A 21,634-nucleotide genomic window follows, 5' to 3' on the forward strand; every position below is an offset into this window, starting at 1 on the left:
GAATATCTCTATCGTCAACCCATGTTGACGACGGCCTGTTGTCAGCAAGGCGTCACCGCGGAGCGAGCGCGATCGGCCCTGCGCCCGGTGTGGGTGGCGAAAGCACTGTCTCACCCCCAGGCGAGTCACACGCCAGCAGCCACTGTCGAAAGCACTGCAGCGCCTGCAGCTGCGTGCGGCCCTCGGGGTAACAAAACCAGTAGCCCATGTCGCTGCGGAAGCCGCCGCGCAGCGGATGGTCGGCAAGGGGCTCGCGCACCAGGCCCGCCGTGATTTCATCCTGCACCAGGCAGCGCGGTACCAGCGCCAGGCCCATGCCGGCCATCACCGCGCGGATCATGGTCTGGAACTGGTCGAACTGCGGCCCGGCCAGCGGGTCGATGAGGGCCTCCACCCCGTGCGTCTCGCTCCAGCGCAGCCATGCTTCAGGCACCGTCACGTGGCGCATCAGTGTGTGGTGGGCCACATCGCCTGGCGTGTCGATGGTCCAGTCGGCCACGCGGGTGCGCGGGGCGATCAAGGCCACCTCATTGCCCGTGATGTAGTGCGCGTGTGCGCCGGGCCAGTGGCCTTCACCGAACAGAATGGAGCAGTCCAGCTCGGGCCGCTCGAAGTCGTAGCTGTGCACGTAGGGCACGAAGTGCAGCGTGACCTGCGGGTTCAGCTGCTGGAACTGCGGCAGGCGCGGGATGAGCCACTTGGCCGCAAACGTGGGCAGGCTGGACAGGTGCAGTGCCCCGCCACCGTCGTCGCTGGTGATCAGCTCCAGGGTGGCGGCCTCCAGCTGCGCCAGCACAGCGCGCACGGCTTTCTCGTAGCGTTCGCCCGCGGGCGTCAGCGCCAAGCGCTTGCGGCTGCGCTCAAACAATGCCACGCCCACCCAGCCCTCCAGCTCCTTGATCTGCTTGCTGACCGCGCTTTGCGTGAGGTGCAAGGCCTCGGCAGCGCGCGAGACGCTGCCAAACCGCGTGACCATGGAAAACGCGCGCAACAGGTGCAAAGGGGGCGACAGCCGACGAAGGGAGGACATGGTTGTTGGATCTAATCATTCCAGAATGGAATGTTATCAGGCGTATCCGTTGCTTGGTGGTTGTGTATGCCTCACTTAACCTTGTGGCTCCTTATAGGAGAAGAACCCATGCAACGCCGTCATATGCTTTCAGCGCTGGCCGCTGTATCTTTCGTTCCTGGAATGTCCTTGGCGCAAGAGGTCAAGCCTCTGCGTATCATCGTGCCCTTTCCCCCCGGCGGCGCTACCGACATCACCGCCCGTAGCTTGCAGGAGTCACTGGCCCGCATCCTCAAGCAGCCCGTGGTGCTGGAAAACCGGGGCGGCGCAGGCGGCTCCATCGGCATGGCTGAAGTGGCGCGGGCCTCTGCGGACGGTTTGACCCTGGGCGTGGCCACGCTGTCCACCCACGGCGTGAACCCCGCCGTGTACAGCAAGCTGCCTTATGATCCGATCAAGGACTTTGTGGGCGTGACCGAGATCGTGAAAGCGCCCGGCGTGGTGGTGGTCAACCCGGCCGTCCTGCCCGTCAAGGACCTCGCCGAGCTGGTGAGCTATCTCAAGGCCAACCCCGGCAAAGTGGCTTATGCCACTCCGGGCAACGGCACCATCGGACACATGTGGGGCGAGCTGTTTAAGCGCAGCGCAGGTGTCTCCATGGTTCACATCCCTTACCGCGGTGCGGGTCCGGCCATCAACGACGTGCTGGCTGGCCAGGTCGGGGTGTACTTTGACCAGGTGGCTTCCTCGCTGCCCCACATCAAGGCTGGAAAGCTCAGGGCGCTGGCCGTGTCGTGGCCAGTGCGGCTGGAAGTCCTGCCCGATGTCCCCACCTATGCGGCGGTGGGCTACAAACAGGCCAACGAGCCCTCCTGGTTTGGCATGGTGGCCCCGGCGGGGACGCCCGCCGCGGCCATAGACCGCATCCAGCAGGCCGTGGCCCAGGCCCTCAAGGAACCTGCCGTGCGCGAGCGCCTGGCGGGTCAGGGCCTGTACCCCTCCGGTACAACCTCCAAGGAATTCACCGCACAGATCGCCCGTGAGATCGAGAAAATGAAGGGTGTTGCCGCCTACGCCAAGGTGGTGCTCGATTGAACCCACACCGGGCCCGCGGGCCCGGCGGCCATAGCCGGGGAAGACCGTCACAGGGATAACCATAGTCTTCGCCCGGTCTGGACGGCTAGGCCCGCCGCCCCATTTTGCGCACACTCTGCCTATGCATTCAGCCTTGAAACTGATCCACCACCGCTTTCAGCACGCCCAACCGGGAGCCACCGGTTCACCCGGGCAGGCCACGCAACCATCTGCCACCGTCACTGCGGTGTCCGGCAGTACACCGCTGGTGCTTGACTCTCCCCACAGCGGCACTCAGTACCCCGCCGACTTTGGCTCCGCCCTCGCCTTGGCCACCCTGCGCCGTGCGGAAGACACCCATGTCGAAAAAATCTACGCCTTTGCCCCGGCGCTGGGCGTGGCCTGGGTCGAGGCCCACTTCCCCCGCATCTACCTGGATGCCAACCGCGACACCACCGAGCTGGATACCAGCCTGATCGACGGCGAATGGACCGACCCCATCTCCACCGACCCCAAGGTGCTCAGCAAGGTGCGCCTGGGCAAGGGCCTGATCTGGAAGTTCACCGACGAGGGTGAGCCCATCTACCACCGCCAGCTCACCGTGGCCGAAGTGCGTGCGCGCATCGACCAATGCTGGCGCCCCTACCACGCGGCAGTGGCCCAGGCCATTGATGCCGCCCATGCGCGCCACGGCTACAGCATCCACCTCAACTGCCATTCCATGCCCGCCGTGGCCGGGCGCTTTGCCACCGAGTTTCCGGGCCTCGAACACGCCGATTTCGTGGTGGGCGACCGCGACGGCACCACGGCCAGCCCCGCGCTGTCCGCACTGATCTGCGATCACCTGCGCGCGTGTGGCTACAGCGTCGAATACAACCACCCCTACAAAGGCGTGGAGCTGGTGCGCCGCTATGGCAACCCTGCGCAGCACCGCCACAGCATCCAGGTCGAGATCAACCGCAAGCTCTACATGGACGAGCGCACGCTGGCGCAGGTGCCCGAGGGCATGGCGCGGCTGCAGGCCGACCTGAAAACCCTGGTCAGCAAGGTGCTGGCGCACGACCCGCGCTAACCTTGCACTCACGGGCAAGGCCGCCGGGGAACACGCGCTCCACAGGCGCCGTGTTCTCTGCGCAGCGGGGCACTGCGGCGCCTAAAATCGTGGTACAGGCGCGGCACCAGACCGCCGCCACCTCACCAGGAGACAACGCATGCGCATTCTCATTGCCGAAGACGACCAGGTGCTGGCCGATGGCCTGCTGCGCACCCTGCGCGCCTCGGGAGCCGTGGTGGACCACGTGGCCAGCGGCACCGAGGCCGATGCAGCGCTCCTGACCAACAACGAATTCGACCTGCTCATCCTGGACCTGGGCCTGCCCAAGATGCACGGGCTGGAGGTGCTCAAAAAGCTGCGCGGCCGAGGCTCCGCCTTACCCGTGCTCATCCTCACCGCCGCTGACAGCGTGGAAGAGCGTGTGAAGGGCCTGGACTTTGGTGCCGACGACTACATGGCCAAGCCCTTCAGCCTGCAGGAGCTGGAAGCCCGCGTGCGCGCCCTCACGCGGCGGGGAATGGGCGGCACCAGCAGCGCCATCAAACACGGCCCGCTGGTGTACGACCAGGCCGGCCGCGTGGCCACCATCGACGGCAAGATGATCGAGCTGTCGGCGCGCGAGCTGGGCCTCTTGGAGGTGCTGCTGCAGCGCGCGGGCCGCCTGGTGAGCAAGGAGCAACTGGTGGAGCGCCTGTGCGAGTGGGGCGAAGAAGTCAGCAACAACGCCATCGAGGTCTACATCCACCGGCTGCGCAAGAAGATCGAAGGCGGGCCCATCCGCATTGCTACCGTGCGCGGCCTGGGCTACTGTTTGGAAAAGATTCCAGGTTGATATGAAGCACCCCCTGAGTCGCTTCGCGCCTTCCCCCTCTCCTTCGGGAGGGGGCCGCACCCGGTGGCCTGGCGGAGCCAGTTCCACGGGTGCACTGGCGTTGGCCGCGTCAGTTGCACATGCTGTGGACGGACATGACGTGCCGATTGAATGCTTTAAAAATGATAGCTACTAGCGCTTGATAGATAAGCGCTAGAGGCCAATATCATTCAAAAACACCACGGCGAACGCCTTGAAAATATTCCAGCGAGAGCAGCGATCCCTGTTCGGCGAAATCCTCGACTGGATGCTCACGCCGCTGCTGCTGCTGTGGCCCGTCAGCCTGGCGCTGACCTGGCTGGTGGCGCAGGGCCTGGCCAACAAGCCGTTTGACCGGGCGCTCGAATACAACGCCCACGCCCTCGCCCAGCTGGTGGGCGTGGCGGGCAACAAGGTGCAGTTCAACCTGCCCCAGCCTGCCAGCGAGATCCTGCGGGCCGATGAGTCCGACATCGTCTACTACCAGGTGCTGGGCCCCGGCGGGGAGTTCCTCTCCGGCGAGCGCGAGCTGCCCGAGCCGCCCGCCGACGAGGTGCCCATGTCCGGCGAGGTGCGCCTGCGCGACGGCGAAATGCGCGGTATCGAGATCCGCGTCGCCTACATCTGGGTGCGCCTGCCCTTGCCAGATACCCCCGTGGCGCTGGTGCAGGTGGCCGAAACGCGCGAAAAGCGCAGCGTGCTGGCCACCGAAATCATCAAGGGCGTGATGCTGCCGCAGTTCGTGATCCTGCCGCTGGCCGTGTTGCTGGTGTGGCTGGCGCTGGCGCGGGGCATCCAGCCGCTCAACCAGCTGGAGCAGCGCATCCGCGCGCGCAACCCCGACGACCTCTCCCCGCTGGACGACCGCACGGTGCCGCTCGAAGTGGCGCCCCTCGTTGCCTCGGTGAACGACCTGCTGCAGCGCCTGAACGACTCGCTGGCCACGCAAAAGCGCTTTCTGGCCGATGCGGCGCACCAGCTCAAGACGCCTCTGGCAGGCCTGCGCATGCAAGCCGACCTGGCCCAGCGCGAGGGCACCAGCACCGAGGAACTCAAGCGCTCGCTGCAGCAGATTGGCCGCTCCAGCATCCGCGCCACACACACCGTCAACCAGCTGCTGGCGCTGGCGCGCGCCGAGGGCAGCGGCGTGGGTTTTGCGCGCCAGCCCTGCGACCTGGCCCGGCTCACCATCGAGGTGGTGCGCGACTCGGTGCCCCGCGCCCTGGAAAAACACATCGACCTGGGCTACGACGGTGCAGAGCCGGGCTCGTCCGGCGTGCTGCTCGACGGCAACCCCACGCTGCTCAAGGAACTGGTGCGCAACCTGGTGGACAACGCCCTCAACTACACCCCTTCCACGCCCGACAAGCCGGGCGTGGTCACGGCCCGCGTGCTAGCCGACACCTTTGGCCATGTGCTGCTGCTGCAGGTCGAAGACTCAGGCCCAGGCGTGCCTGAAGCCGAACGCGAACTGGTGTTCCAGCCGTTCTACCGTGCGTTGGGCAGCGAGGCCGACGGCTCCGGTCTGGGCCTGCCCATCGTGCTGGAGATTGCGCGCAAGCACGAGGCCGAGGTCACGCTGGAGGACGCCCGCCCGGGCCAGCAGCCGCCGGGCGCGCGCTTCAGCGTGCGTTTTGCCGCGCGCGATGAAGTGGCCGGCGGCTGAACAGCACTGCCCGAATACGGGCACGCCGCAGGGGCGACGCACTGCGCCCCACCGCCCCGCACCCGGCTGCGGCATCATGCGACCTCTTTGACCCGAAGCTGCCACCATGCCCCCATCACCCAGCCGTTTTGCCAACACCCACCCCGGCGTCGTCATTGGCAACTTCCCCTGGTACGAGATGGTGTGGCGCTCGCTGCGCGGCGATTTCAAACCCCGCTCGGACCCCGCCGGGGGCTATGAAGTCTTTGCCCGGCAGTGGAGCGCGCCCGTGGACCACGCGCGCCTGGCGCAGCGCCCGCAGGCACCGTTCGTCACCTGGCTGGGCCATGTGTCCATCCTGCTGCAGGTGGCAGGCCTGAACGTGCTCATGGACCCGACACTGTGCGGCTTTGCCGGGCCACTCGGCCGCTTTGGCGCACCACGCCGCGTACCGGCACCGCTGACCCCCGAGCAGCTGCCGCCCATCGACGTGGTGCTGATCTCGCACAACCACTACGACCACCTCTGCTACGGCACCTTGCGCCGCCTGCGCGACGCGGGCCAGTCGCCGCGTTTTGTGGTGCCCCGGGGCTTGGGAGACTGGTTCACCCAACGCGGCATGGGCCCCGTGACCGAGCTGAACTGGTGGGAACACACCGACATCGCCCCGGGTGTGCGGGTGCACTTCACGCCCGCCCAGCACTGGAGCCGCCGCACCCCGTGGGATACCAACGCCTCGCTGTGGGGCGGCTACGCGCTGGAATGGGCGCGCCCGAACGCTGGGGACCCCTGGCGGTTTCTGTTTCCGGGCGATACGGGCTACAGCGACGACTTCAAGGCCATCCGCCAGCGCCTGGGGGCTGTGGATTTCCTGGCCCTGCCCATCGGCGCCTACCTGCCGCGCGATTTCATGAAACCCATGCACGTGAACCCCGAGGACGCCGTGCAGCTGATGCTGGATGTGGACGCCAAGCAGGCCATGGGCGTGCACTGGGGCACGTTCATGCTGACGCAGGAGGCGTTTGACCACCCTCCGCGCGACGTGGCCGCTGCACTGGCGCAGCGCGGCCTGCCGCAGGACCGGGTCTGGCTCATGCGCCACGGCGAGACGCGCGCCGTCCCGATGTGACAACCGGCGGCGCAAGCGATGGCCCCGCCATCGCCGCTGCTGCGGTTACGCGCAGTTGCGCAGCGTCTTGCCCGCCATGGCGCTGCGCAGCGCGTCGAACTGCGGGCGCAGTGCGTCGGTCACGGCGGGCAGGCGCAGCGTGAAGCCGGGGGACTCGGGCCGCTCCTGGATCACGCGGGCCGTGCGCACGCCCTTGTTGCCCAGGTTGGCCAGTTCGCGCTCTGCGGCCTCTTTGGACGAAAAGCGGCCGAGCGAGAGGCCGTATTCCAGTGTGCCGCCTGCCCGGTCGTGGTCTACCTTGCGGGCCCGCAGTTCGGCGCGTTTGCGGTCCAGCGTTTCCAGGTCTTCAAAGCGGCCCATGTAGACCATCCAGCGGCCCGGGATGGGCGTGGGCTCCAGCAGCCAGCTGCCCGGCGGCAGGTTGGCGGCGGCGGTACGCAGGGCGTCGGCCTGGCGTTCGTCAAATACACCGGCCTGCAGGCATTCGGCGGTATCGGCAGGGGGGGGGGAGGAAGCGGCGGAAGGCGCCACGTCGGCCGATGCGGTGGCCGTGCCGGGGGTGGAGGGAGCGGGTGGGGGGGAGGACGAAGAAGAGGAGGGGGAAGAAGATGTTTTGCTGGGGTTCACACGCAGGATCTGCAGCGTCTCGGGCCGGATCTGCTGGTTCATGCGCTGCGGCTCAGCCTGTTCCTCGGGGGCAAAGCCCCAGTCCTTGAGCAGCCCTTGCGACCACGCGTAGTAGCCCGCGTTGGCCAGCAGCAGTGCGATCACGGCAAGACGGAGCATGGAGCGCGGCCTTTCAGGAACATCGAGATCAACAAAGGGAGCTTCTTCACACCGGAGGCACCGCAGTGGGCCGCACGCTGATTTCGGAACTCGTGATGGCTTGCATGCCGCCCGCAGTGTGCACCAGCAGCGCACCATCGTCCCCCACGCCGTGCGCCGTGCCGGTGTGGCCGTCGCTCAGCGTCACGGCCCGGCCCTGCAGCACATCGCGGGCTGCAAAGCGGGGCTGCATGGGGCCAAACCCGTAGCCTTCAAACGAGCGCAGCATGGCCACCAGTGGCGGCACGATGCGCAGCAGCGCGGTGGGGGCGTCCAAGCCGGGCTCTACGTCCTGCAAGCTGCCGGGCGGCATGCTCATGCCCTCGGCGCTGCGCGGCAGCACGTTGATGCCGATGCCCACCACCACATACCGTGCGGTGCTGGCACTGGCTGTTGCAGCAGAGGCCGCCTGGGGCGCCACAAAACTCGCAGTCTCCACCAGGATGCCGCCCAGCTTGCGGTCACCCGCCGCGCCGCCCAGCCAGAGGTCGTTGGGCCACTTGAGCCCCACACGCGCGGGCTGGTCGGCGCCCAGAGCGGGCAGCACGGGCTGCAGGCTTTCAGCCACGCTCACCCCCACAGCGAGCGAGAGACCCGACCAATCCTGCGGCGCCAGCGGCAGCCCCAGCGACATCATGAGGGAAGCCCCCACATCGCTTTGCCACACCCGCCCCAGCCGCCCGCGCCCTGCGGTCTGCTGCTCGGCCACAAGCAGCGTGGGCTCGCACTGGCCGTTGCGCGCGCGGCGCATCAGCTCGGTGTTGGTGGAGTCGATGGTGGGCAGCACCTCGACGGTAAAGCCCGGTAACAGCGGTGACACTGCTTCCCAGATGGCCTCGGCGGGCCAGCGGATGGGGGAGGCGGCGCTCACTGGCTTCGGCCCCGTGGCTTGGTGGTTGAAGGCGCTTTGGGGGCTTTGGCTTTTTTGGCGGAAGACTTGGTTGGAGAGGGTTTGGATGGTGGCAACGGCACCGGTGGTGCCCAGCCGCGCTTGGGCGCCAGCAGCGTGCCCCGGCAGTTCTTGCTGCCGCACCAGCAGGGGTATTCGGCCTTGAGCTTCTTGGTGTAGCGCTCTTCGATGATCAGGCCGTAGTCGTAGTTCAGCTCTTCGCCCGCCTTGATATTGCGCAGCGCGGTGATGAAAATGCGGCCGTCCCGCTCATCGGCGTAGCAGTTGGGGTTGCAGCTGTGGTTGATCCAGCGCGACGAATTGCCGCCGAACTTTGCGTCGATCACGTGGTCTTCATCCACATGAAAGTAGAACGTGTGGTTGGGTTGCAGGGGGTCGTGCGGGTGCCGGTCCTGCGCTTCCTGCCAGCCAATCACTTCGCCCGTGTACTCCACAAGGACTTCGCCTTCCGCAATATCCTGCACGGCAAACACGCCCTTGCCATGGACGCCAGAGCGCCGGGTCTGGATGCGGCGGCCCGGTGCAAGGGTGGGGGCGGCAGGCGATGCGGAGCGGGGCATGGCAAAAACTCTGTTAACTTGATAGTGCACACATGTGTGCGTGCGCGTGTATGCGTGTGCATGCGCGTGAGACCCGAATTGTAGAAGCGCCCGGAACCCGGGCAACCAGAATGACTGGCGAGAGCCCCAAAATGACCAAGACCCTGGTAATTGCAGAAAAACCCTCTGTCGCGCAAGACATCGTGCGCGCATTGACCCCCGTGGCCGGCAAGTTCGACAAACACGAAGACCACTTCGAGAACGACCGCTATGTAGTCACCAGCGCCGTGGGCCACCTGGTAGAGATCCAGGCGCCCGAAGAGTTTGACGTGAAGCGTGGCAAGTGGAGCTTTGCGCACCTGCCCGTGATCCCACCGTACTTCGACCTGAAGCCCGTGGACAAGACCAAGACGCGCCTGAACGCCGTGGTCAAGCAAGCCAAGCGCAAGGACGTGACGCAACTCATCAACGCCTGTGACGCGGGCCGCGAGGGTGAGTTGATCTTCCGTTTGATCGAGCAATACGCTGGCGGCGCCAAGCCCCTGGGCAAGCCGGTCAAGCGCCTGTGGCTGCAATCCATGACGCCCCAGGCCATCCGCGACGGCTTTGACGCCCTGCGCACCGAGCAGCAGATGGCGGGACTGGCCAGTGCAGCCCGCAGCCGCTCTGAAGCCGACTGGCTGGTGGGCATCAACGGCACCCGCGCCATGACGGCGTTCAACTCGCGCGACGGCGGGTTCTTCCTGACCACGGTGGGCCGGGTGCAGACGCCCACCCTGTCGCTGGTGGTGGAGCGCGAAGAAAAGATCCGCAAGTTCATCAGCCGCGACTACTGGGAAATCCACGCCACCTTTGGCGCCCAGGCCGGTGAATACCCCGCCAAGTGGTTCGACCCCAAGTGGAAGAAGGGCGAGGATGTGGAGGCCCGCGCCGACCGCGTGTGGTCTGCAGCCGAAGCCCAGGCGATTGCCAACGCCGTGCGCGGCAAGAAGGCCACCGTCACCGAAGAGAGCAAGCCCACCACGCAAGCCTCGCCCCTGCTGTTCGACCTGACCAGCCTGCAGCGTGAGGCCAACGGCAAGTTCGGCTTCTCGGCCAAGACCACGCTGGCGCTGGCGCAGAGCCTGTACGAGCGCCACAAGGCCCTGACCTACCCACGTACCGACTCGCGCGCGCTGCCCGAAGACTATCTGCCCGTGGCCAAGCAGACCTTCGAGATGCTGGCCGACAGCGGCATGCGCCACCTGGCGCCGCACGCGCTCACCGCGCTGAACAACAACTACATCCGCCCGTCCAAGCGCATCTTCGACAACAGCAAGGTGAGCGATCACTTTGCCATCATCCCCACGCTGCAGGCGCCCAGCGGGCTGAGCGAGGCCGAACAAAAGCTGTACGACCTGGTGGTGCGCCGCTTCATGGCGGTGTTCTTCCCCAGCGCTGAATACACCGTGACCACGCGCATCAGCACCGTGGCGCCCCACAGCTTCAAGACCGAAGGCAAGGTGCTGGTCAAGCCGGGCTGGCTGGCCATCTACGGCAAGGAAGCGGCGGAGGAGGTGGAAGGCGGCAAGGACGGCGACAAGGGCCAGAACCTGGTGCCCGTGAAGCCCGGTGAAATGGTCAACACCCTGCAGGTGGACCCCAAGGGCCTCAAGACCAAACCGCCCGCACGTTATTCCGAAGCCACGCTGCTGGGCGCCATGGAAAGCGCGGGCAAGCAGATCGACGACGACGAACTTCGCGAAGCCATGCAGGAAAAAGGCCTGGGCACGCCAGCCACGCGCGCGGCCATCATTGAAGGCCTGCTGACTGAAAAGTACATGCTGCGCGAAGGCCGCGAGATCATCCCCACGGCCAAGGCGTTTCAACTGATGACGCTGCTGCGCGGGCTGGAGGTCGAAGAACTCTGCCGCGCCGACCTGACCGGCGAGTGGGAGTTCAAGCTCTCGCAAATGGAAAAGGGCCTGCTCAGCCGCGAATCCTTCATGGCCGAGATCGCCGCTATGACCGAGCGCATGGTCAAGAAGGCCAAGGAATACGACCGCGACACCATCCCCGGCGACTACGCCACGCTCGAATCGCCGTGCCCCAACTGCGGCGGCGTGGTCAAAGAGAACTACCGCCGCTTTGCCTGCGTGGGCAAGCCCGGCTCGGAAGGCTGCGGCTTCAGCTTTGGCAAGTCGCCCGCAGGCCGCACGTTTGAAACCGCAGAGGCCAACGCCCTGCTGCGCGACAAGAAGATCGGCCCGCTGGAAGGCTTCCGCTCCAAGGCGGGCTGGCCCTTCACGTCCGAGATCGTCATCAAGTACGACGACGAAGCGCACAACTACAAGCTCGAATTCGACTTTGGCGATGACAAGAAGGGCGAAGAGTCCGGCGAGATCGTCGAGTTTGAAGACGCGTCGCTGGGTGCCTGCCCCATCTGCGGATCGGAAGTGCACGAGCACGGCAGCAACTACGTGTGCAGCAAGGCCGTGCCCACCGCTGCGCAGCCCACACCGAGTTGCACCTTCAAAAGCGGCAAGATCATCCTGCAACAGCCTGTGGAGCGCGAGCAGATGACCAAGCTGCTGGACACCGGCAAGACCGACCTGCTCGACAAGTTCGTGAGCATGCGCACGCGCCGCGCCTTCAAGGCCCACCTGGCGTGGGACAAGGAGGCGGGCAAGGTCAACTTTGAGTTTGCGCCCAGCAAGTTCCCGCCGCGCCCAGGCGCTGCTGCTAAAACGATAGCTGCCAAGGCAGGCAAGACAAGCGCTGCAGCCAAAAAATCCGCCAAACCTGCCGCTGCCAAAAAGGCCCCAGCCACCAAGACCGCTGCCACCAAGGCACCGCGCAAGGCCGCCGCTGGCAAGGCCCCCAGTGCCGCGCTGGCTGCCGTGATCGGCAACGAACCCGTGGCGCGCCCCGAGGCCGTGAAGAAGATGTGGGAATACATCAAGGCCCACAACCTGCAAGACCCCAAGGACAAGCGCACCATCGTCGCCGACGACAAGCTGCGCGCCGTGTTTGGCAAGGACAGCGCGGGCATGTTCGAGCTTGCGGGCATCCTGGGCAACCACCTGGGCGGCGAATGATGCAGCCGCTCCACACGGAACACGCCGCATCGCCCGCACGGTTCGCACAGGGCTTCTGGCGCACCGCGCTGGCGGCTTTGGCGGTTGCCGGTGCGCTGGGTGGTTGCAGCAGCACCGCAGGCTCTGCGCGCTCCAGCGACCCTGCCAGCCAGCAGCAGCCTCAGGGTGCTAGCGGCGTGACCGTGTTTGGCGACATCGATGTCGGCGTGACGAAAGAGCGCACACGCTGACGGTGCTTGTGCTGCTGTCGGGTGAAGCCTGCCATCATCCGGCACAGCGCTGCGCAGATGATGGCGCTTGAGCCCCAGGGGAAAGAACGATGGGCGAACCCGCACTGTCCTTGCAGATTGCCACCACGGTCCACCACCGCATCCACACCGTCACCGTGCGCATGGATTCGGTGGGCTGGGTGGTTTCGGGCACCAAGCACCTGGTCACGCCCGGCGGCGGCCACCGCTACCCCCGCGGGCGGGTGTTTGTGCTGCCGCGTGGCGCGCAGTGGGAGGTGGTGAACGACCCGGCGCCCCAAGGCCGCTATGTGGCGCGGCTCCTGTGTTTTGCGCCCGAGCTGGTGGAGCAGTTCCACCGCCAGTTTGGCCAGTTTGCAGCCGTCCCGCCAGTGCAGGGCTGCGCAGGCCTGGCGGCCGACGCCACCTTTGAAGACAGTTTCACGCGTGCCGTGGCCGCGCTGGAGAGCGATGCCAGCTCGCAGGCACTGCGCGAACACCGCGCGCTCGAAGTGCTGCTGATGCTGGCCGAGGCGGGCATCGTCTTCGCCCCGCCGGGCGAGCTGGGCTGGGCTGAACGCGTGCGCCGCCTGGTCGGCCCCAGCCCGCAGGCCGACTGGACGGTGGAGCGCATCGCCGCCGCCTTTGCCACCAGCGCCAGCACCCTGCAGCGCCGCCTGGCGCAAGAGGGCGAGACCGTGAGCCAGTGCCTGCGCGATGTGCGGCTGGAGACGGCGCTGGTGCTGCTGCAAAGCTCCGCGCTGCAGGTGTCCGAGATTGCGGCCCGCTGCGGCTATGAATCGCACAGCCGCTTCAGCGCGGCCTTCCGCGAACGTTTCGGCTTTCCGCCTTCGCAGCTGCGGCCCTGATTGCTGCGGCTGACGCGCAGCGCACAGCCATTGACGCCGCCGGGCCAATGCGAAGGCGCGGCGCGCAGCACCATCAAGCCCTTGTCTCACACCGCTACTGCAAGGAGCTTTTCAGATGACCCACCCACTTTCACGCCCCCTTCGCGTTGGCGCCGCCATCGCGGCACTCGCCACCATCGGCTTGGCCCCTGCCGCCCACGCCTTCACGCTCAGCAGCCCCGACATTGTCGAAGGCAGCACACTGCCCCAGCGCTTCGAGTTCAAGGGCTTTGGCTGTGCGGGCGACAACCAATCACCCGCCCTGCGCTGGAGCGGTGCACCCGCAGGCACCCAAAGCTTCGCCGTCACCGCCTACGACCCCGATGCCCCCACAGGCTCGGGCTGGTGGCACTGGTCAGTGGTCAACATCCCCGCCAGCGCCACCGAGCTGCGGCCCGACGCGGGTGCTGCCGGCGGCGCCAAGCTGCCCGCAGGCGCCAGCCATGTGCGCATCGACTACGGCGTGGCCGCCTGGGGCGGGGCCTGCCCGCCCGAAGGCGATGCGCCGCACCGCTACATCTTCACCGTGCACGCGCTCAAGGTGCCGCGCCTGGACTTGCCTGCCGACGCCACCGCCGCGCTGGCCGGCTACATGATCAACGCCAACAGCCTGGGCAAGGCCACGCTCACGGCGCGCTACGGGCGCCCTGCGGCCAAAGGCAAGCAGCCGTGATACCGCGTGGTCGGGTGGGCGTCGTGATGTTTTAAGCTTGGTGGTCACCCACCACACCACAGGCCCACCCCATGCGCAGCACCCGCGAACGCACCCTCTGGTCCATTCTGGCCGCACTGCTGCTGGCCGCCGCAGCCGCCGCATGGTGGACGGCCGACCAGTGGCTGCCCCACGCCGGGCCGTGGACCGAGCAGGCCTGGAAGAAGATCACCCGCCCCGGCCCCGACACCTTGCCGCCCGGCAAGCAGCAGCCTGCCGCACAAGCCCGCTCTGCGAACAGTGGAGCGTCTGAGCCCGTGGCCCCGCAGCCGCGCAAGTGCGTGAAGGACGGCCGCACGACCTACACCGACCAGTCCTGCCCCAAGGGCACGCAGGAGCTGCCGGTGGATGGCGCTGTGACATCGCTGCCGCGCGCGCAGTAAGTTCATGAAGATGGCGTGCAGCGGCTCGTCCGCCGGTGCAAGGCATGTCGTTTTTTTCCTAGCCCGCCAGGGGGCTGCGCGGATTCAATCGGTGCGTTGATTCACTACCCAAGGCCTCTCTCTTTCTCTTTCGAGGGCCGCATGCACCGATGCAAAACCACACCCGCCTGCGCGCATTTTTTCTTCTGCTGGCCCTTCTGGGTCTGGCCGTCCCTTGGTACTTCAACACCGTGTATTTTTTGGCGGGCGGCAGCGTGATGCCCGACGTTTTCTGGCGCGATGCCTTTGCCAATGCATTGACCACCGGCATCACCTGCGACGTGTACCTGGCCGCCGTGGCGTTCTCCGCCTGGGTGGCGGCAGACCGCAGCCTGGGCGCGTGGCGCTGGGCTTACATCGCGGCCTGCTTTGGCATTGGCCTCGCGTGTGTGATGCCGCTGTACCTGGCTCATCGCTTGCGCGTGGGCTCCAAGGGTGGGGCAGGCTGATTCGGTAGGGTCTGTGCCCCAATCTGCAAGGGCCAGTGTGCGGTCAGCGGGCTGCGCGTGCCCTGCACCAGGGCCTGCAGCGGGTGGCCCGCCAGCCTGCGCACATCGCGCGCCATGTGCGACTGGTCGTAGTAGCCCTGGTCGGCCGCCAGGTCCACCACCGGGCTGCCGGGCGTGGCGAGGGCGTTGCCCAGCGTGCTGTTCAGCCGCGCAATCACCTGAAACTGCTTGGGCGCCATGCCCCAGTGCGCCACAAAGCGTCGTTCAAACTGCCGCTGGCTCAGGCCCATGTGCTGATCCGCGCCTGGGGCATCGTCGTGGGCCGCCTGCAAGAGGGCCAGGGCTTGCAGTCGCCGTGCTTCACACGGTGACGGCGGTGCGACCTGCTGCCGGACGAACTGGCACAGCACCGCGATCCGCGCGCCATCATCCCGCGCAGCATGCACGCCGTGCTCCACCTCGGTCCATCCAGGGCCCACCAGTTCTGCCAGCGGCCGCAGCGTGTTCACCAAACCGCGTGCGCTGGCAAACAGCGCCGCCGCGGCTTCAGGCTGCAGCACCAGCCCCACGGCCCGCACCGGCCCACCGTGTTCGTACACCGTGGCCGTGGTGCTGGCGCTGATCCAGGCCGCTGGCGGCACCAGCGCTCCTTGGCAACACACCTGCCCGGCCAGCCGCACCACCAGCATGCTCGACACCATCGCCGGAAAATGCGACTGCGCCAGCTCCGCCGGGGCGTCGACCACCACCCCCGCCATCAGCCAGGGCTGCAAATCAGAGGGCACGGGCACAAAACGCTGCATGCCCGGATTCTGCACACGGTCGCGCCCCATGCATTTCTCCAGCCACCCGTGCGACATGCGCCTGCCGCACCGCCCGACTATCCTTGTTGCTTCAATACCCCCACCCACCACACTCCCCGCACGCACCATGCAGCAAGAGCAAGCCCCCACCCGATCCCTCCCCCTCGCCGGCGCCACCAACTTTCGGGACCTGGGCGGCTACACCGGCCAGGGCGGGCGGCCCGTGAAGTGGCGGCGCATCTTTCGCTCGGACCACCTCGCCGCCCTGACCCCCGAGGACCAGGCCCTGCTGGCCCAGCTGGGCGTGGCCCGCGCGGTGGACTTTCGCGGCCAGGCCGAAAGCGCCGCCTACGCCTACGCGCTGCCCGGCATCGCCTACCACCCGCTCGCCATCGAGCCCACCGTGGTGCAGCGCGCGCTCGACCTGCAGCGCACCGGCCGCCAGCTCACCGCGCAAGACGCCGTGGGGCTCATGCAAGACACCTACCGCGGCTTTGTGCACGACAACGCCCCGCGCTTTGCCGAACTGTTCAAGCTGCTGCTGGCCAGCGACACCCCCACCGTCTTCCACTGCACCGCTGGCAAAGACCGCACCGGCTTCGCCGCCGCCCTCATCCTGCTCACCCTGGGTGTGCCGCGCGACGTGGTCATGCACGACTACCTGCTCACCAACACCCTCTACCAGCGCCCGCCGGGCATGGGCAGCCACGCGCCCGAGGAAGTGCTGGCCGTGCTGTGGCGCGTGCAAGAAGAATTTCTGGACGCCGCCCTGCACAAGGTAGACACCGAGTTCGGCGGCCTGCAGCCGTATCTGGTGGACGTGCTGGGCGTGGACGCCGCTGCGCAGACAGAGCTGGCGGGGCGCTATCTGCAGGCGGCGGTGTAGCCAATTCGCACCAAGACCCCGAAGAATCGCGCGGCACCCTGTGCGTGGGTTTGTGCCGTGCAAATTCCGTTTGCTATCAAAGCAGAAGCTGCCAATGCAATACAGCAAGGCGATAGAGCCATGTTGGCGGGTTCTTTTTGCCGAACCCTCGCCCCGCACAACCCGCCGTACCTACCAACTTTCGCAGGTTGTGCCGCGCTCCCTCACCCCCTACAGTCAAGTAACAAATGCACACAAGGGCGGGAACAGGGAGGAGAGGCTGACAGCAAAGGCGACAGACAGGGTTGCTACTAGCACCGGGCGCATACCTTCGGGATGAAGGCATGCAGCCTGGTGAGAAGCGCCTTGCTGAGCAGCCCGAACACAGGGTCGAAGGCAACGACGACCTGCTCAGGGACCGCAGCTGCTACTGCGGTCCCGTGGGGCCCCGGCAGGTGCAGGCCGATAAAAAAATCGGGTTGCACCTGCCGGGGCCTGTTGAGCGAATGCTGCAGCGCTCAATTGCTTATAAATCAATAGCTGCTGGCGCTTGACTACCAAGCGCTAGAGGCCTATTTGATCAAAATTCTCAACGAAATGAAGGCGGCGCAGGGCCAGCGAGCCCCTAGTGCGGTGTTGCACGCTATCCGGCACTTAAAACCGCGTCTTTTCGGCCAGGGTTGCGTTGCAAATCCGCGCGATACCTACGGGTATCGCTGTGGTTTGCGCCTTGCCCTGACCAAAAATCCATCGGTTTTCAATGTGCCGTCAAGCGTGCAACACCACACTAACGCCCGCCACACTCACCCCGCACTGGGCTGCATCCGTCCCCCAGTCGCACCCAGGCGCCGCACCCGCCAGTACAGCCAGCCCATGATCGACAGGTTCAGCAGGTTCCACCCCATGCCGTTGATGAACGCCGCCTGGTAGCTGCCTGTCACGTCAAAAATCCAGCCCGACATCCAGCCCCCCAGCGCCATGCCGATCAGCGTGGCCATGATCACCGCGCCCACCCGGGCGCCAACCTCTTGCGGCGCGAAATACTCGCGGATGATGATGGCGTACGCGGGCACGATGCCGCCCTGGAACAGCCCGAACATCGCCGAGATCACATACAGCGGCACCAGCCCGTCAAACGGCAAAAACAGCATCAGCCCCACCCCCTGCAGCGCCGACCCCAGCAGCAGCGTGCGCACCCCGCCAATGCGGTCGCAGATCACGCCCGACACCAGGCGGCTGACAATGCCGCACGCCAGCATCAGCGACAGCATCTCGGCCCCGCGCGCGGCGCCAAAACCCAGGTCGGTGCAATAGGCCACGATGTGCACCTGCGGCATGGCCATGGCCACACAGCACGCCACGCCCGCCACGCACAGCAGCAACTGCGCGTGCACCGGGCGCAAGCCAAACGGGCGGCTGCGGTCCAGTGCCAAGGGAACCAAAGGTGCGGACGCAGTCGCTGGTGAAGCAGCAGCACCCAGTGCAGCACCCCCTGCCGAAGGTGACGACGACGCAGGCACCACGGCCGCAGCATCCATTAGCACCATCGGCGCCCGCTGGCGCATGCGCAGCGCCAGCAGCAGCATGCCCGCGCCACACACCAGCCCCATCAGCACATAGGTCTGGCGCCAACCAATGGCTTCGATGCCGTGCTGCACGATGGGCGGCCACAGCGCACCGGCAATGTAGTTGCCGCTGGCGCAAATAGCCACCGCAATGCCCCGCCGCTTGTTCCACCACAGCGCCGTGTCGGCCATCAACGGCGCAAACGTGGCCGAGCTGCCCACCAGCCCCATCAACCCATGCGCCAGCCCAAACCCCCAGATGCTGCCCGACAGCCCCGCCCACACAAAGCCGCCACACACCGCCACCGCCCCCACGCACAGCACCGGCATCAGCCCATGGCGGTCCGCCATGCGCCCCGTCCACAGCCCGCCCAGGCCCAGGCACACCATCATCAGCGTGTAGGGCAGCGATGCGTCCGCGCGGCCTACGCCGAACTCGGCCTGCACGGCGGGCAGCACTACCGACACCACATACATGCTGCTGTTGCCCAGCACGACCAGGCCCAGAGTGGTCAGCAGGCGCCAGGCGGCTTGGGGGGAATCGATGAGGGAGGCGGGGGCGGCGATGTGTGCAGAAACAGGGGTGGTACGCATGCGGTGCAATTTAACCCTGATCTGCGCATGACGCCGCTCCGTCAACGCATCCACATGGCCGATGATCCCGACCATTTTCCCGCTGGTATTTAGTGTCCATCGCGGTCAGCGCCACCTCCAGCGTGTTGTCATCCAGCCATCCACAACCCGAGTCTCATGGCGCCACACCCGCGGGGCTGAGGGAGTCTGCCCCGGGCACCTCTTCCATGGATACCAATTCAGCGGTGACCAGCGCTTGCAATAAATGCCTAGACCCCAGGTGCCTTGGGCTAGACAAGGTGCACCTGGGGCCCTGAAAGTGCCTGGGCAGGCACCCCTCTCAGATCTTGATGAACTGCGTGCTCGACAACGCGCCAAACGGCAGCTCCGACAAGCGCCCGCCCACCGCCAGCGTGCCCAGGTCCACCGGAAAGTAGCCGATGGCTTCCAGCACCTTGCGCACTTCGGCCTTGGCGGCGGCATCGTCGCCCGCATAGAACATGGCGCGCTGGCCGCCAGACACTTGGGGCTGCGCCAGCACGTTCACGTCCAGGTGGTTGAACGCCTTGACCACGCGGGCGCCCGGCACGAATTCGCTGAACACTTCGCTGGACGAGCGCCCGCCCAGGTCGATGGCCTTGATGCCGTAGGCCGCCAGCGGGTTGGTGGGGTCTTGGGCGTCGGGCGAGTTGGGGTCCAGAAACGCCACGGGGTTGGTGCCGTCGATGACGATGCGGCCGTTCCAGGCGGGCAGGGGGCCCAGGGCCTGGCCCAGGTCTTCCCAGCGCACGGCGATGAGCACGATGTCTGCGGCGGCAGCTTCTGCCACAGTGCCCGCCTTGATGGTGGGGCCCAGTTCGGCCACCAGCGCGGCCAATGATTCCGGACCGCGCCGGGTGGAGAGGGTGGCCGACAGGCCCTTGTTGGCCAATGCGCGGGCCACGTTGGAGCCGAGAGCGCCAGAACCGATGATGCCGATGTTCATGATGTTTTCCTTGTTGAAATGAAGTGGGTTGACGTGAGGTGGAACGGGTGAGGTGAGAAAGCGTGATGGAAGGGCTAGACGACTACCCGAGCCGCCCGGCCTGGCGCAGTTGCGTGGCAATGCGCCGGATTTCTGTGGCGCCCTGTGCCAGTGCGGCCGGGCTGGTGTGCACCGAGTAGCGGCCCATGACAAGGTCGTGCGGGTGCGGCACGGCAGAGCCCAGCACAAAGCTGGTGGCCTGGGTGGCCACAAAGTCGATGCCCTGGCTGCTGGGCTCAAACGCCACCAGCTCGCCAGCGTCAATGGCTTCGCCTGCCGTCAGCGCGCCGGTGGCCACTGCTGCCCATGCCACGGTGTGGCCGGGGGGCGGGGTGTAGGTCCAGCGCGCACCTTGGGCCAACTGCACGGCCAGATAGGTCATGCCCTCGGGCGCCGCCACCGGGCTGTGCGCTGCGCCGTACTCGCCCAGCAGCACACGCACCGGGCCGACCTGTGGCACCAGCTCAGGGGCGAGGTACTGGCTGTGGGCGGGGGCGTTTTCCAGCGCGGCGGGCAGGGCCACCCACAGCTGAAAGCCCCGGCCCGGTGTGTCGCCCACGGGGGCGCCGGTGTGCCATACGCCGTTGCCCGCCCGCATCCATTCCACACCGCCCGCAGGCAGCAGGCCCGCTTGGCCGGTGCTGTCTTCGTAGCGAACATCGCCTTCCGACAAGAACGTGACGGTGGCGATCCCCGAGTGGGGGTGCATGCCAAAGCCCTGCTGCGCGGCACCCGGCTGAAAGTGGACCAGGTCCAAAAAGATGAAGGGCTTGAGCACCTGGCCCAGGTCCCCGGGGCTCATGAGACGGGTGATGGGGCCGTGCGCGGTGCCACGGGTGCGGTGGGCGATGGCGCGGGGGGCTGTGGCGGGTGCAGACATCAAGAGAACCTTGGAGGTGTTGAACTGATGCCTGTAGCTTAAAAATTCATCGATTGATTGACTAGATGGTGCAATATGATTGAACTCGTCCATTAATTGAATGAATGAGCACTACCATGCTGGATTTGAACGACGTGGCCATCTTTGTGCAGGTGGTGCGCTGTGGCAGCTTTGCCGAGGCCGCGCGCCGCCTGGGCGTGCCGCCCAACACCCTGAGCCGCCGGGTGCAGCAGCTGGAAGCGCAGCTGGGCACCCGGCTGATGCAGCGCTCTACCCGCCATCTCACGCTTACCAGCGCGGGCCAGGTGTTTCTGGAGCGCTGTAGCGGCGCGGTAGAGGGGCTGATGGATGCGGGCGAGGAGTTGCTGGCGGTGAACCAGGAGCCCAGTGGCCTGGTGCGGGTGGCGGCACCGGCCGATTTTTTTGATTTCTTTGCGATGGAGTGGCTAACCGAGTTTCTGACAGCGCACCCCAAGGTGCGGGTGGACTTTGTACTGAGCGACGGGCGCGCCGACCTGATTGCAGACCGGATTGATGTGGCCCTTCGGGGCGGCATCCTGGAGGACTCAAGCCTCTTTGCGCGCAAGGTGCTGGATGCGGGCAACGATGGCCTGGTGGCCAGCCCGGCCTACGTGGCCCGCCAGGGCGTGCCGGACACGCTGCAAGACCTGGCAGACCACGACTGCCTGGTGTTCAGCCACCCCAGCGGCAAGGCCACCTGGCGCGTGACGGGGCCGGATGGCGCGCCGGCCGAGGTGCAGGTGGCGGGCCGCTTCAGCGGTAACACGGCGCAGGCTTTGCGCAAGGCCGCGCTGGCGGGCCTGGGCATTGCACTGCTGCCCTCCACGCTAACCCAGCGCGATCTGCGCGCTGGCCTGCTGGTGCCCGTGCTCCCGCAGTACCACCGGCAGGGCCACGGCGTGCACATGGTGTACCCCAGCCGGCGCTACCTGCCCTTGGCGGTGTCTGCCTTCATGGAGCTGGTGATCGGCAAGATGGGCGCGATGCAGGAACTGCCGCCGCAGACCTGCGGCTGATGCAGCATGAATCCGCTCACGCTCCTGCCCGCTATGCTCCCCACCCAACCAAACAAG

21 protein-coding genes are annotated in these 21,634 nt (G+C 66.6%); 13 read left to right on the forward strand and 8 right to left on the reverse strand.

Features of this window, described 5'->3' with window-relative positions; all coding sequences use genetic code 11:
• Window positions 1-52 precede the first annotated feature (52 nt).
• Window positions 53-1,030 (reverse strand): LysR substrate-binding domain-containing protein, encoded by a 978-nt coding sequence (locus tag C8C93_RS21240; protein ID WP_121508201.1) that lies wholly within the window; start codon window positions 1,028-1,030, stop codon window positions 53-55.
• A gap of 108 nt (window positions 1,031-1,138) precedes the next feature.
• Here C8C93_RS21240 and C8C93_RS21245 point away from each other — a divergent pair, with 108 nt between their 5' ends.
• From C8C93_RS21245 to C8C93_RS21265, 5 genes are all read left to right on the forward strand, one after another.
• Window positions 1,139-2,104: a tripartite tricarboxylate transporter substrate binding protein gene (locus tag C8C93_RS21245; RefSeq protein ID WP_121421568.1), complete on the forward strand. Its 966-nt coding sequence runs from the start codon at window positions 1,139-1,141 to the stop codon at window positions 2,102-2,104.
• 121 nt (window positions 2,105-2,225) lie between these two features.
• Window positions 2,226-3,155: an N-formylglutamate amidohydrolase gene (locus C8C93_RS21250; RefSeq protein WP_121508202.1), complete on the forward strand. Its 930-nt coding sequence runs from the start codon at window positions 2,226-2,228 to the stop codon at window positions 3,153-3,155.
• A gap of 139 nt (window positions 3,156-3,294) precedes the next feature.
• The gene (locus C8C93_RS21255) at window positions 3,295-3,969 is read left to right on the forward strand and encodes a response regulator transcription factor (protein ID WP_055394601.1); all 675 of its coding nucleotides are present in this window, start codon (window positions 3,295-3,297) and stop codon (window positions 3,967-3,969) included.
• Between the two features lie 232 nt (window positions 3,970-4,201).
• On the forward strand, window positions 4,202-5,653 hold the full coding sequence (locus C8C93_RS21260) for a sensor histidine kinase (protein WP_121508203.1): 1,452 nt from the start codon (window positions 4,202-4,204) through the stop codon (window positions 5,651-5,653).
• A gap of 106 nt (window positions 5,654-5,759) precedes the next feature.
• A complete protein-coding gene (locus C8C93_RS21265) occupies window positions 5,760-6,761 on the forward strand; it encodes an MBL fold metallo-hydrolase (RefSeq protein WP_121508204.1) in 1,002 nt (333 codons plus the stop codon).
• A gap of 45 nt (window positions 6,762-6,806) precedes the next feature.
• Here the strand turns inward: C8C93_RS21265 and C8C93_RS21270 are convergent, their stop codons facing one another.
• The 3 genes from C8C93_RS21270 to C8C93_RS21280 are packed head-to-tail and all read right to left on the reverse strand — an operon-like array spanning window position 6,807 to window position 9,056.
• On the reverse strand, window positions 6,807-7,547 hold the full coding sequence (locus C8C93_RS21270; protein WP_121508205.1) for an SPOR domain-containing protein: 741 nt from the start codon (window positions 7,545-7,547) through the stop codon (window positions 6,807-6,809).
• A 46-nt stretch (window positions 7,548-7,593) separates the two neighbouring features.
• The gene (locus C8C93_RS21275) at window positions 7,594-8,457 is read right to left on the reverse strand and encodes a biotin--[acetyl-CoA-carboxylase] ligase (protein WP_121508206.1); all 864 of its coding nucleotides are present in this window, start codon (window positions 8,455-8,457) and stop codon (window positions 7,594-7,596) included.
• On the reverse strand, window positions 8,454-9,056 hold the full coding sequence (locus tag C8C93_RS21280) for an SET domain-containing protein (protein WP_121508207.1): 603 nt from the start codon (window positions 9,054-9,056) through the stop codon (window positions 8,454-8,456). The genes C8C93_RS21275 and C8C93_RS21280 overlap by 4 nt, the downstream gene beginning before the upstream one ends.
• A 131-nt stretch (window positions 9,057-9,187) precedes the next feature.
• Between C8C93_RS21280 and C8C93_RS21285 the strand changes: the two genes are divergently transcribed.
• From C8C93_RS21285 to C8C93_RS21310, 6 genes are all read left to right on the forward strand, one after another.
• Window positions 9,188-12,112 (forward strand): DNA topoisomerase III, encoded by a 2,925-nt coding sequence (locus C8C93_RS21285; RefSeq protein WP_121508208.1) that lies wholly within the window; start codon window positions 9,188-9,190, stop codon window positions 12,110-12,112.
• The gene (locus C8C93_RS21290) at window positions 12,109-12,342 is read left to right on the forward strand and encodes a hypothetical protein (protein ID WP_121508209.1); all 234 of its coding nucleotides are present in this window, start codon (window positions 12,109-12,111) and stop codon (window positions 12,340-12,342) included. The genes C8C93_RS21285 and C8C93_RS21290 overlap by 4 nt, the downstream gene beginning before the upstream one ends.
• An 89-nt stretch (window positions 12,343-12,431) precedes the next feature.
• A complete protein-coding gene (locus C8C93_RS21295) occupies window positions 12,432-13,208 on the forward strand; it encodes a helix-turn-helix transcriptional regulator (RefSeq protein ID WP_121508210.1) in 777 nt (258 codons plus the stop codon).
• A gap of 115 nt (window positions 13,209-13,323) precedes the next feature.
• The gene (locus C8C93_RS21300) at window positions 13,324-13,920 is read left to right on the forward strand and encodes a YbhB/YbcL family Raf kinase inhibitor-like protein (protein WP_233559530.1); all 597 of its coding nucleotides are present in this window, start codon (window positions 13,324-13,326) and stop codon (window positions 13,918-13,920) included.
• 71 nt (window positions 13,921-13,991) lie between these two features.
• Window positions 13,992-14,342, forward strand: a complete 351-nt coding sequence (locus C8C93_RS21305) for a DUF4124 domain-containing protein (protein ID WP_121508211.1) — start codon at window positions 13,992-13,994, stop codon at window positions 14,340-14,342.
• A gap of 149 nt (window positions 14,343-14,491) precedes the next feature.
• On the forward strand, window positions 14,492-14,830 hold the full coding sequence (locus tag C8C93_RS21310; protein WP_121508212.1) for a DUF2834 domain-containing protein: 339 nt from the start codon (window positions 14,492-14,494) through the stop codon (window positions 14,828-14,830).
• Here the strand turns inward: C8C93_RS21310 and C8C93_RS21315 are convergent.
• The gene (locus C8C93_RS21315; protein ID WP_233559531.1) at window positions 14,791-15,663 is read right to left on the reverse strand and encodes a helix-turn-helix domain-containing protein; all 873 of its coding nucleotides are present in this window, start codon (window positions 15,661-15,663) and stop codon (window positions 14,791-14,793) included. The two genes, C8C93_RS21310 and C8C93_RS21315, sit on opposite strands and share 40 nt — an antisense overlap.
• A gap of 97 nt (window positions 15,664-15,760) precedes the next feature.
• On the opposite strand from C8C93_RS21315, the gene C8C93_RS21320 reads away from it, so the two are divergent.
• A complete protein-coding gene (locus C8C93_RS21320; protein ID WP_121508214.1) occupies window positions 15,761-16,519 on the forward strand; it encodes a tyrosine-protein phosphatase in 759 nt (252 codons plus the stop codon).
• 782 nt (window positions 16,520-17,301) lie between these two features.
• Here the strand turns inward: C8C93_RS21320 and C8C93_RS21325 are convergent.
• From C8C93_RS21325 to C8C93_RS21335, 3 genes are all read right to left on the reverse strand, one after another.
• Window positions 17,302-18,657, reverse strand: a complete 1,356-nt coding sequence (locus C8C93_RS21325; protein ID WP_121508215.1) for an MFS transporter — start codon at window positions 18,655-18,657, stop codon at window positions 17,302-17,304.
• 319 nt (window positions 18,658-18,976) lie between these two features.
• The gene (locus tag C8C93_RS21330; RefSeq protein ID WP_121508216.1) at window positions 18,977-19,621 is read right to left on the reverse strand and encodes an NADPH-dependent F420 reductase; all 645 of its coding nucleotides are present in this window, start codon (window positions 19,619-19,621) and stop codon (window positions 18,977-18,979) included.
• A gap of 82 nt (window positions 19,622-19,703) precedes the next feature.
• Window positions 19,704-20,540: a pirin family protein gene (locus C8C93_RS21335; protein WP_121508217.1), complete on the reverse strand. Its 837-nt coding sequence runs from the start codon at window positions 20,538-20,540 to the stop codon at window positions 19,704-19,706.
• A gap of 116 nt (window positions 20,541-20,656) precedes the next feature.
• Between C8C93_RS21335 and C8C93_RS21340 the strand changes: the two genes are divergently transcribed.
• Complete coding sequence (locus C8C93_RS21340) at window positions 20,657-21,577, forward strand: LysR family transcriptional regulator (protein WP_121508923.1); 921 nt, start codon at window positions 20,657-20,659, stop codon at window positions 21,575-21,577.
• Window positions 21,578-21,634: the final 57 nt, after the last annotated feature.

This window comes from Acidovorax sp. 93 (genome assembly GCF_003633835.1).
GTDB lineage: Bacteria > Pseudomonadota > Gammaproteobacteria > Burkholderiales > Burkholderiaceae_C > Acidovorax > Acidovorax facilis.

What these genes read in the sequence shown, in the direction of transcription:
- C8C93_RS21240 (WP_121508201.1), bottom strand. Translation starts at nt 1,030, where the DNA reads ATGTCCTCCCTTCGTCGGCTGTCGCCCCCTTTGCACCTGTTGCGCGCG.
- C8C93_RS21245 (WP_121421568.1), top strand. Translation starts at nt 1,139, where the DNA reads ATGCAACGCCGTCATATGCTTTCAGCGCTGGCCGCTGTATCTTTCGTT.
- C8C93_RS21250 (WP_121508202.1), top strand. Translation starts at nt 2,226, where the DNA reads ATGCATTCAGCCTTGAAACTGATCCACCACCGCTTTCAGCACGCCCAA.
- C8C93_RS21255 (WP_055394601.1), top strand. Translation starts at nt 3,295, where the DNA reads ATGCGCATTCTCATTGCCGAAGACGACCAGGTGCTGGCCGATGGCCTG.
- C8C93_RS21265 (WP_121508204.1), top strand. Translation starts at nt 5,760, where the DNA reads ATGCCCCCATCACCCAGCCGTTTTGCCAACACCCACCCCGGCGTCGTC.
- C8C93_RS21270 (WP_121508205.1), bottom strand. Translation starts at nt 7,547, where the DNA reads ATGCTCCGTCTTGCCGTGATCGCACTGCTGCTGGCCAACGCGGGCTAC.
- C8C93_RS21280 (WP_121508207.1), bottom strand. Translation starts at nt 9,056, where the DNA reads ATGCCCCGCTCCGCATCGCCTGCCGCCCCCACCCTTGCACCGGGCCGC.
- C8C93_RS21285 (WP_121508208.1), top strand. Translation starts at nt 9,188, where the DNA reads ATGACCAAGACCCTGGTAATTGCAGAAAAACCCTCTGTCGCGCAAGAC.
- C8C93_RS21290 (WP_121508209.1), top strand. Translation starts at nt 12,109, where the DNA reads ATGATGCAGCCGCTCCACACGGAACACGCCGCATCGCCCGCACGGTTC.
- C8C93_RS21295 (WP_121508210.1), top strand. Translation starts at nt 12,432, where the DNA reads ATGGGCGAACCCGCACTGTCCTTGCAGATTGCCACCACGGTCCACCAC.
- C8C93_RS21300 (WP_233559530.1), top strand. Translation starts at nt 13,324, where the DNA reads ATGACCCACCCACTTTCACGCCCCCTTCGCGTTGGCGCCGCCATCGCG.
- C8C93_RS21305 (WP_121508211.1), top strand. Translation starts at nt 13,992, where the DNA reads ATGCGCAGCACCCGCGAACGCACCCTCTGGTCCATTCTGGCCGCACTG.
- C8C93_RS21310 (WP_121508212.1), top strand. Translation starts at nt 14,492, where the DNA reads ATGCAAAACCACACCCGCCTGCGCGCATTTTTTCTTCTGCTGGCCCTT.
- C8C93_RS21315 (WP_233559531.1), bottom strand. Translation starts at nt 15,663, where the DNA reads ATGGGGCGCGACCGTGTGCAGAATCCGGGCATGCAGCGTTTTGTGCCC.
- C8C93_RS21320 (WP_121508214.1), top strand. Translation starts at nt 15,761, where the DNA reads ATGCAGCAAGAGCAAGCCCCCACCCGATCCCTCCCCCTCGCCGGCGCC.
- C8C93_RS21325 (WP_121508215.1), bottom strand. Translation starts at nt 18,657, where the DNA reads ATGCGTACCACCCCTGTTTCTGCACACATCGCCGCCCCCGCCTCCCTC.
- C8C93_RS21330 (WP_121508216.1), bottom strand. Translation starts at nt 19,621, where the DNA reads ATGAACATCGGCATCATCGGTTCTGGCGCTCTCGGCTCCAACGTGGCC.
- C8C93_RS21335 (WP_121508217.1), bottom strand. Translation starts at nt 20,540, where the DNA reads ATGTCTGCACCCGCCACAGCCCCCCGCGCCATCGCCCACCGCACCCGT.
- C8C93_RS21340 (WP_121508923.1), top strand. Translation starts at nt 20,657, where the DNA reads ATGCTGGATTTGAACGACGTGGCCATCTTTGTGCAGGTGGTGCGCTGT.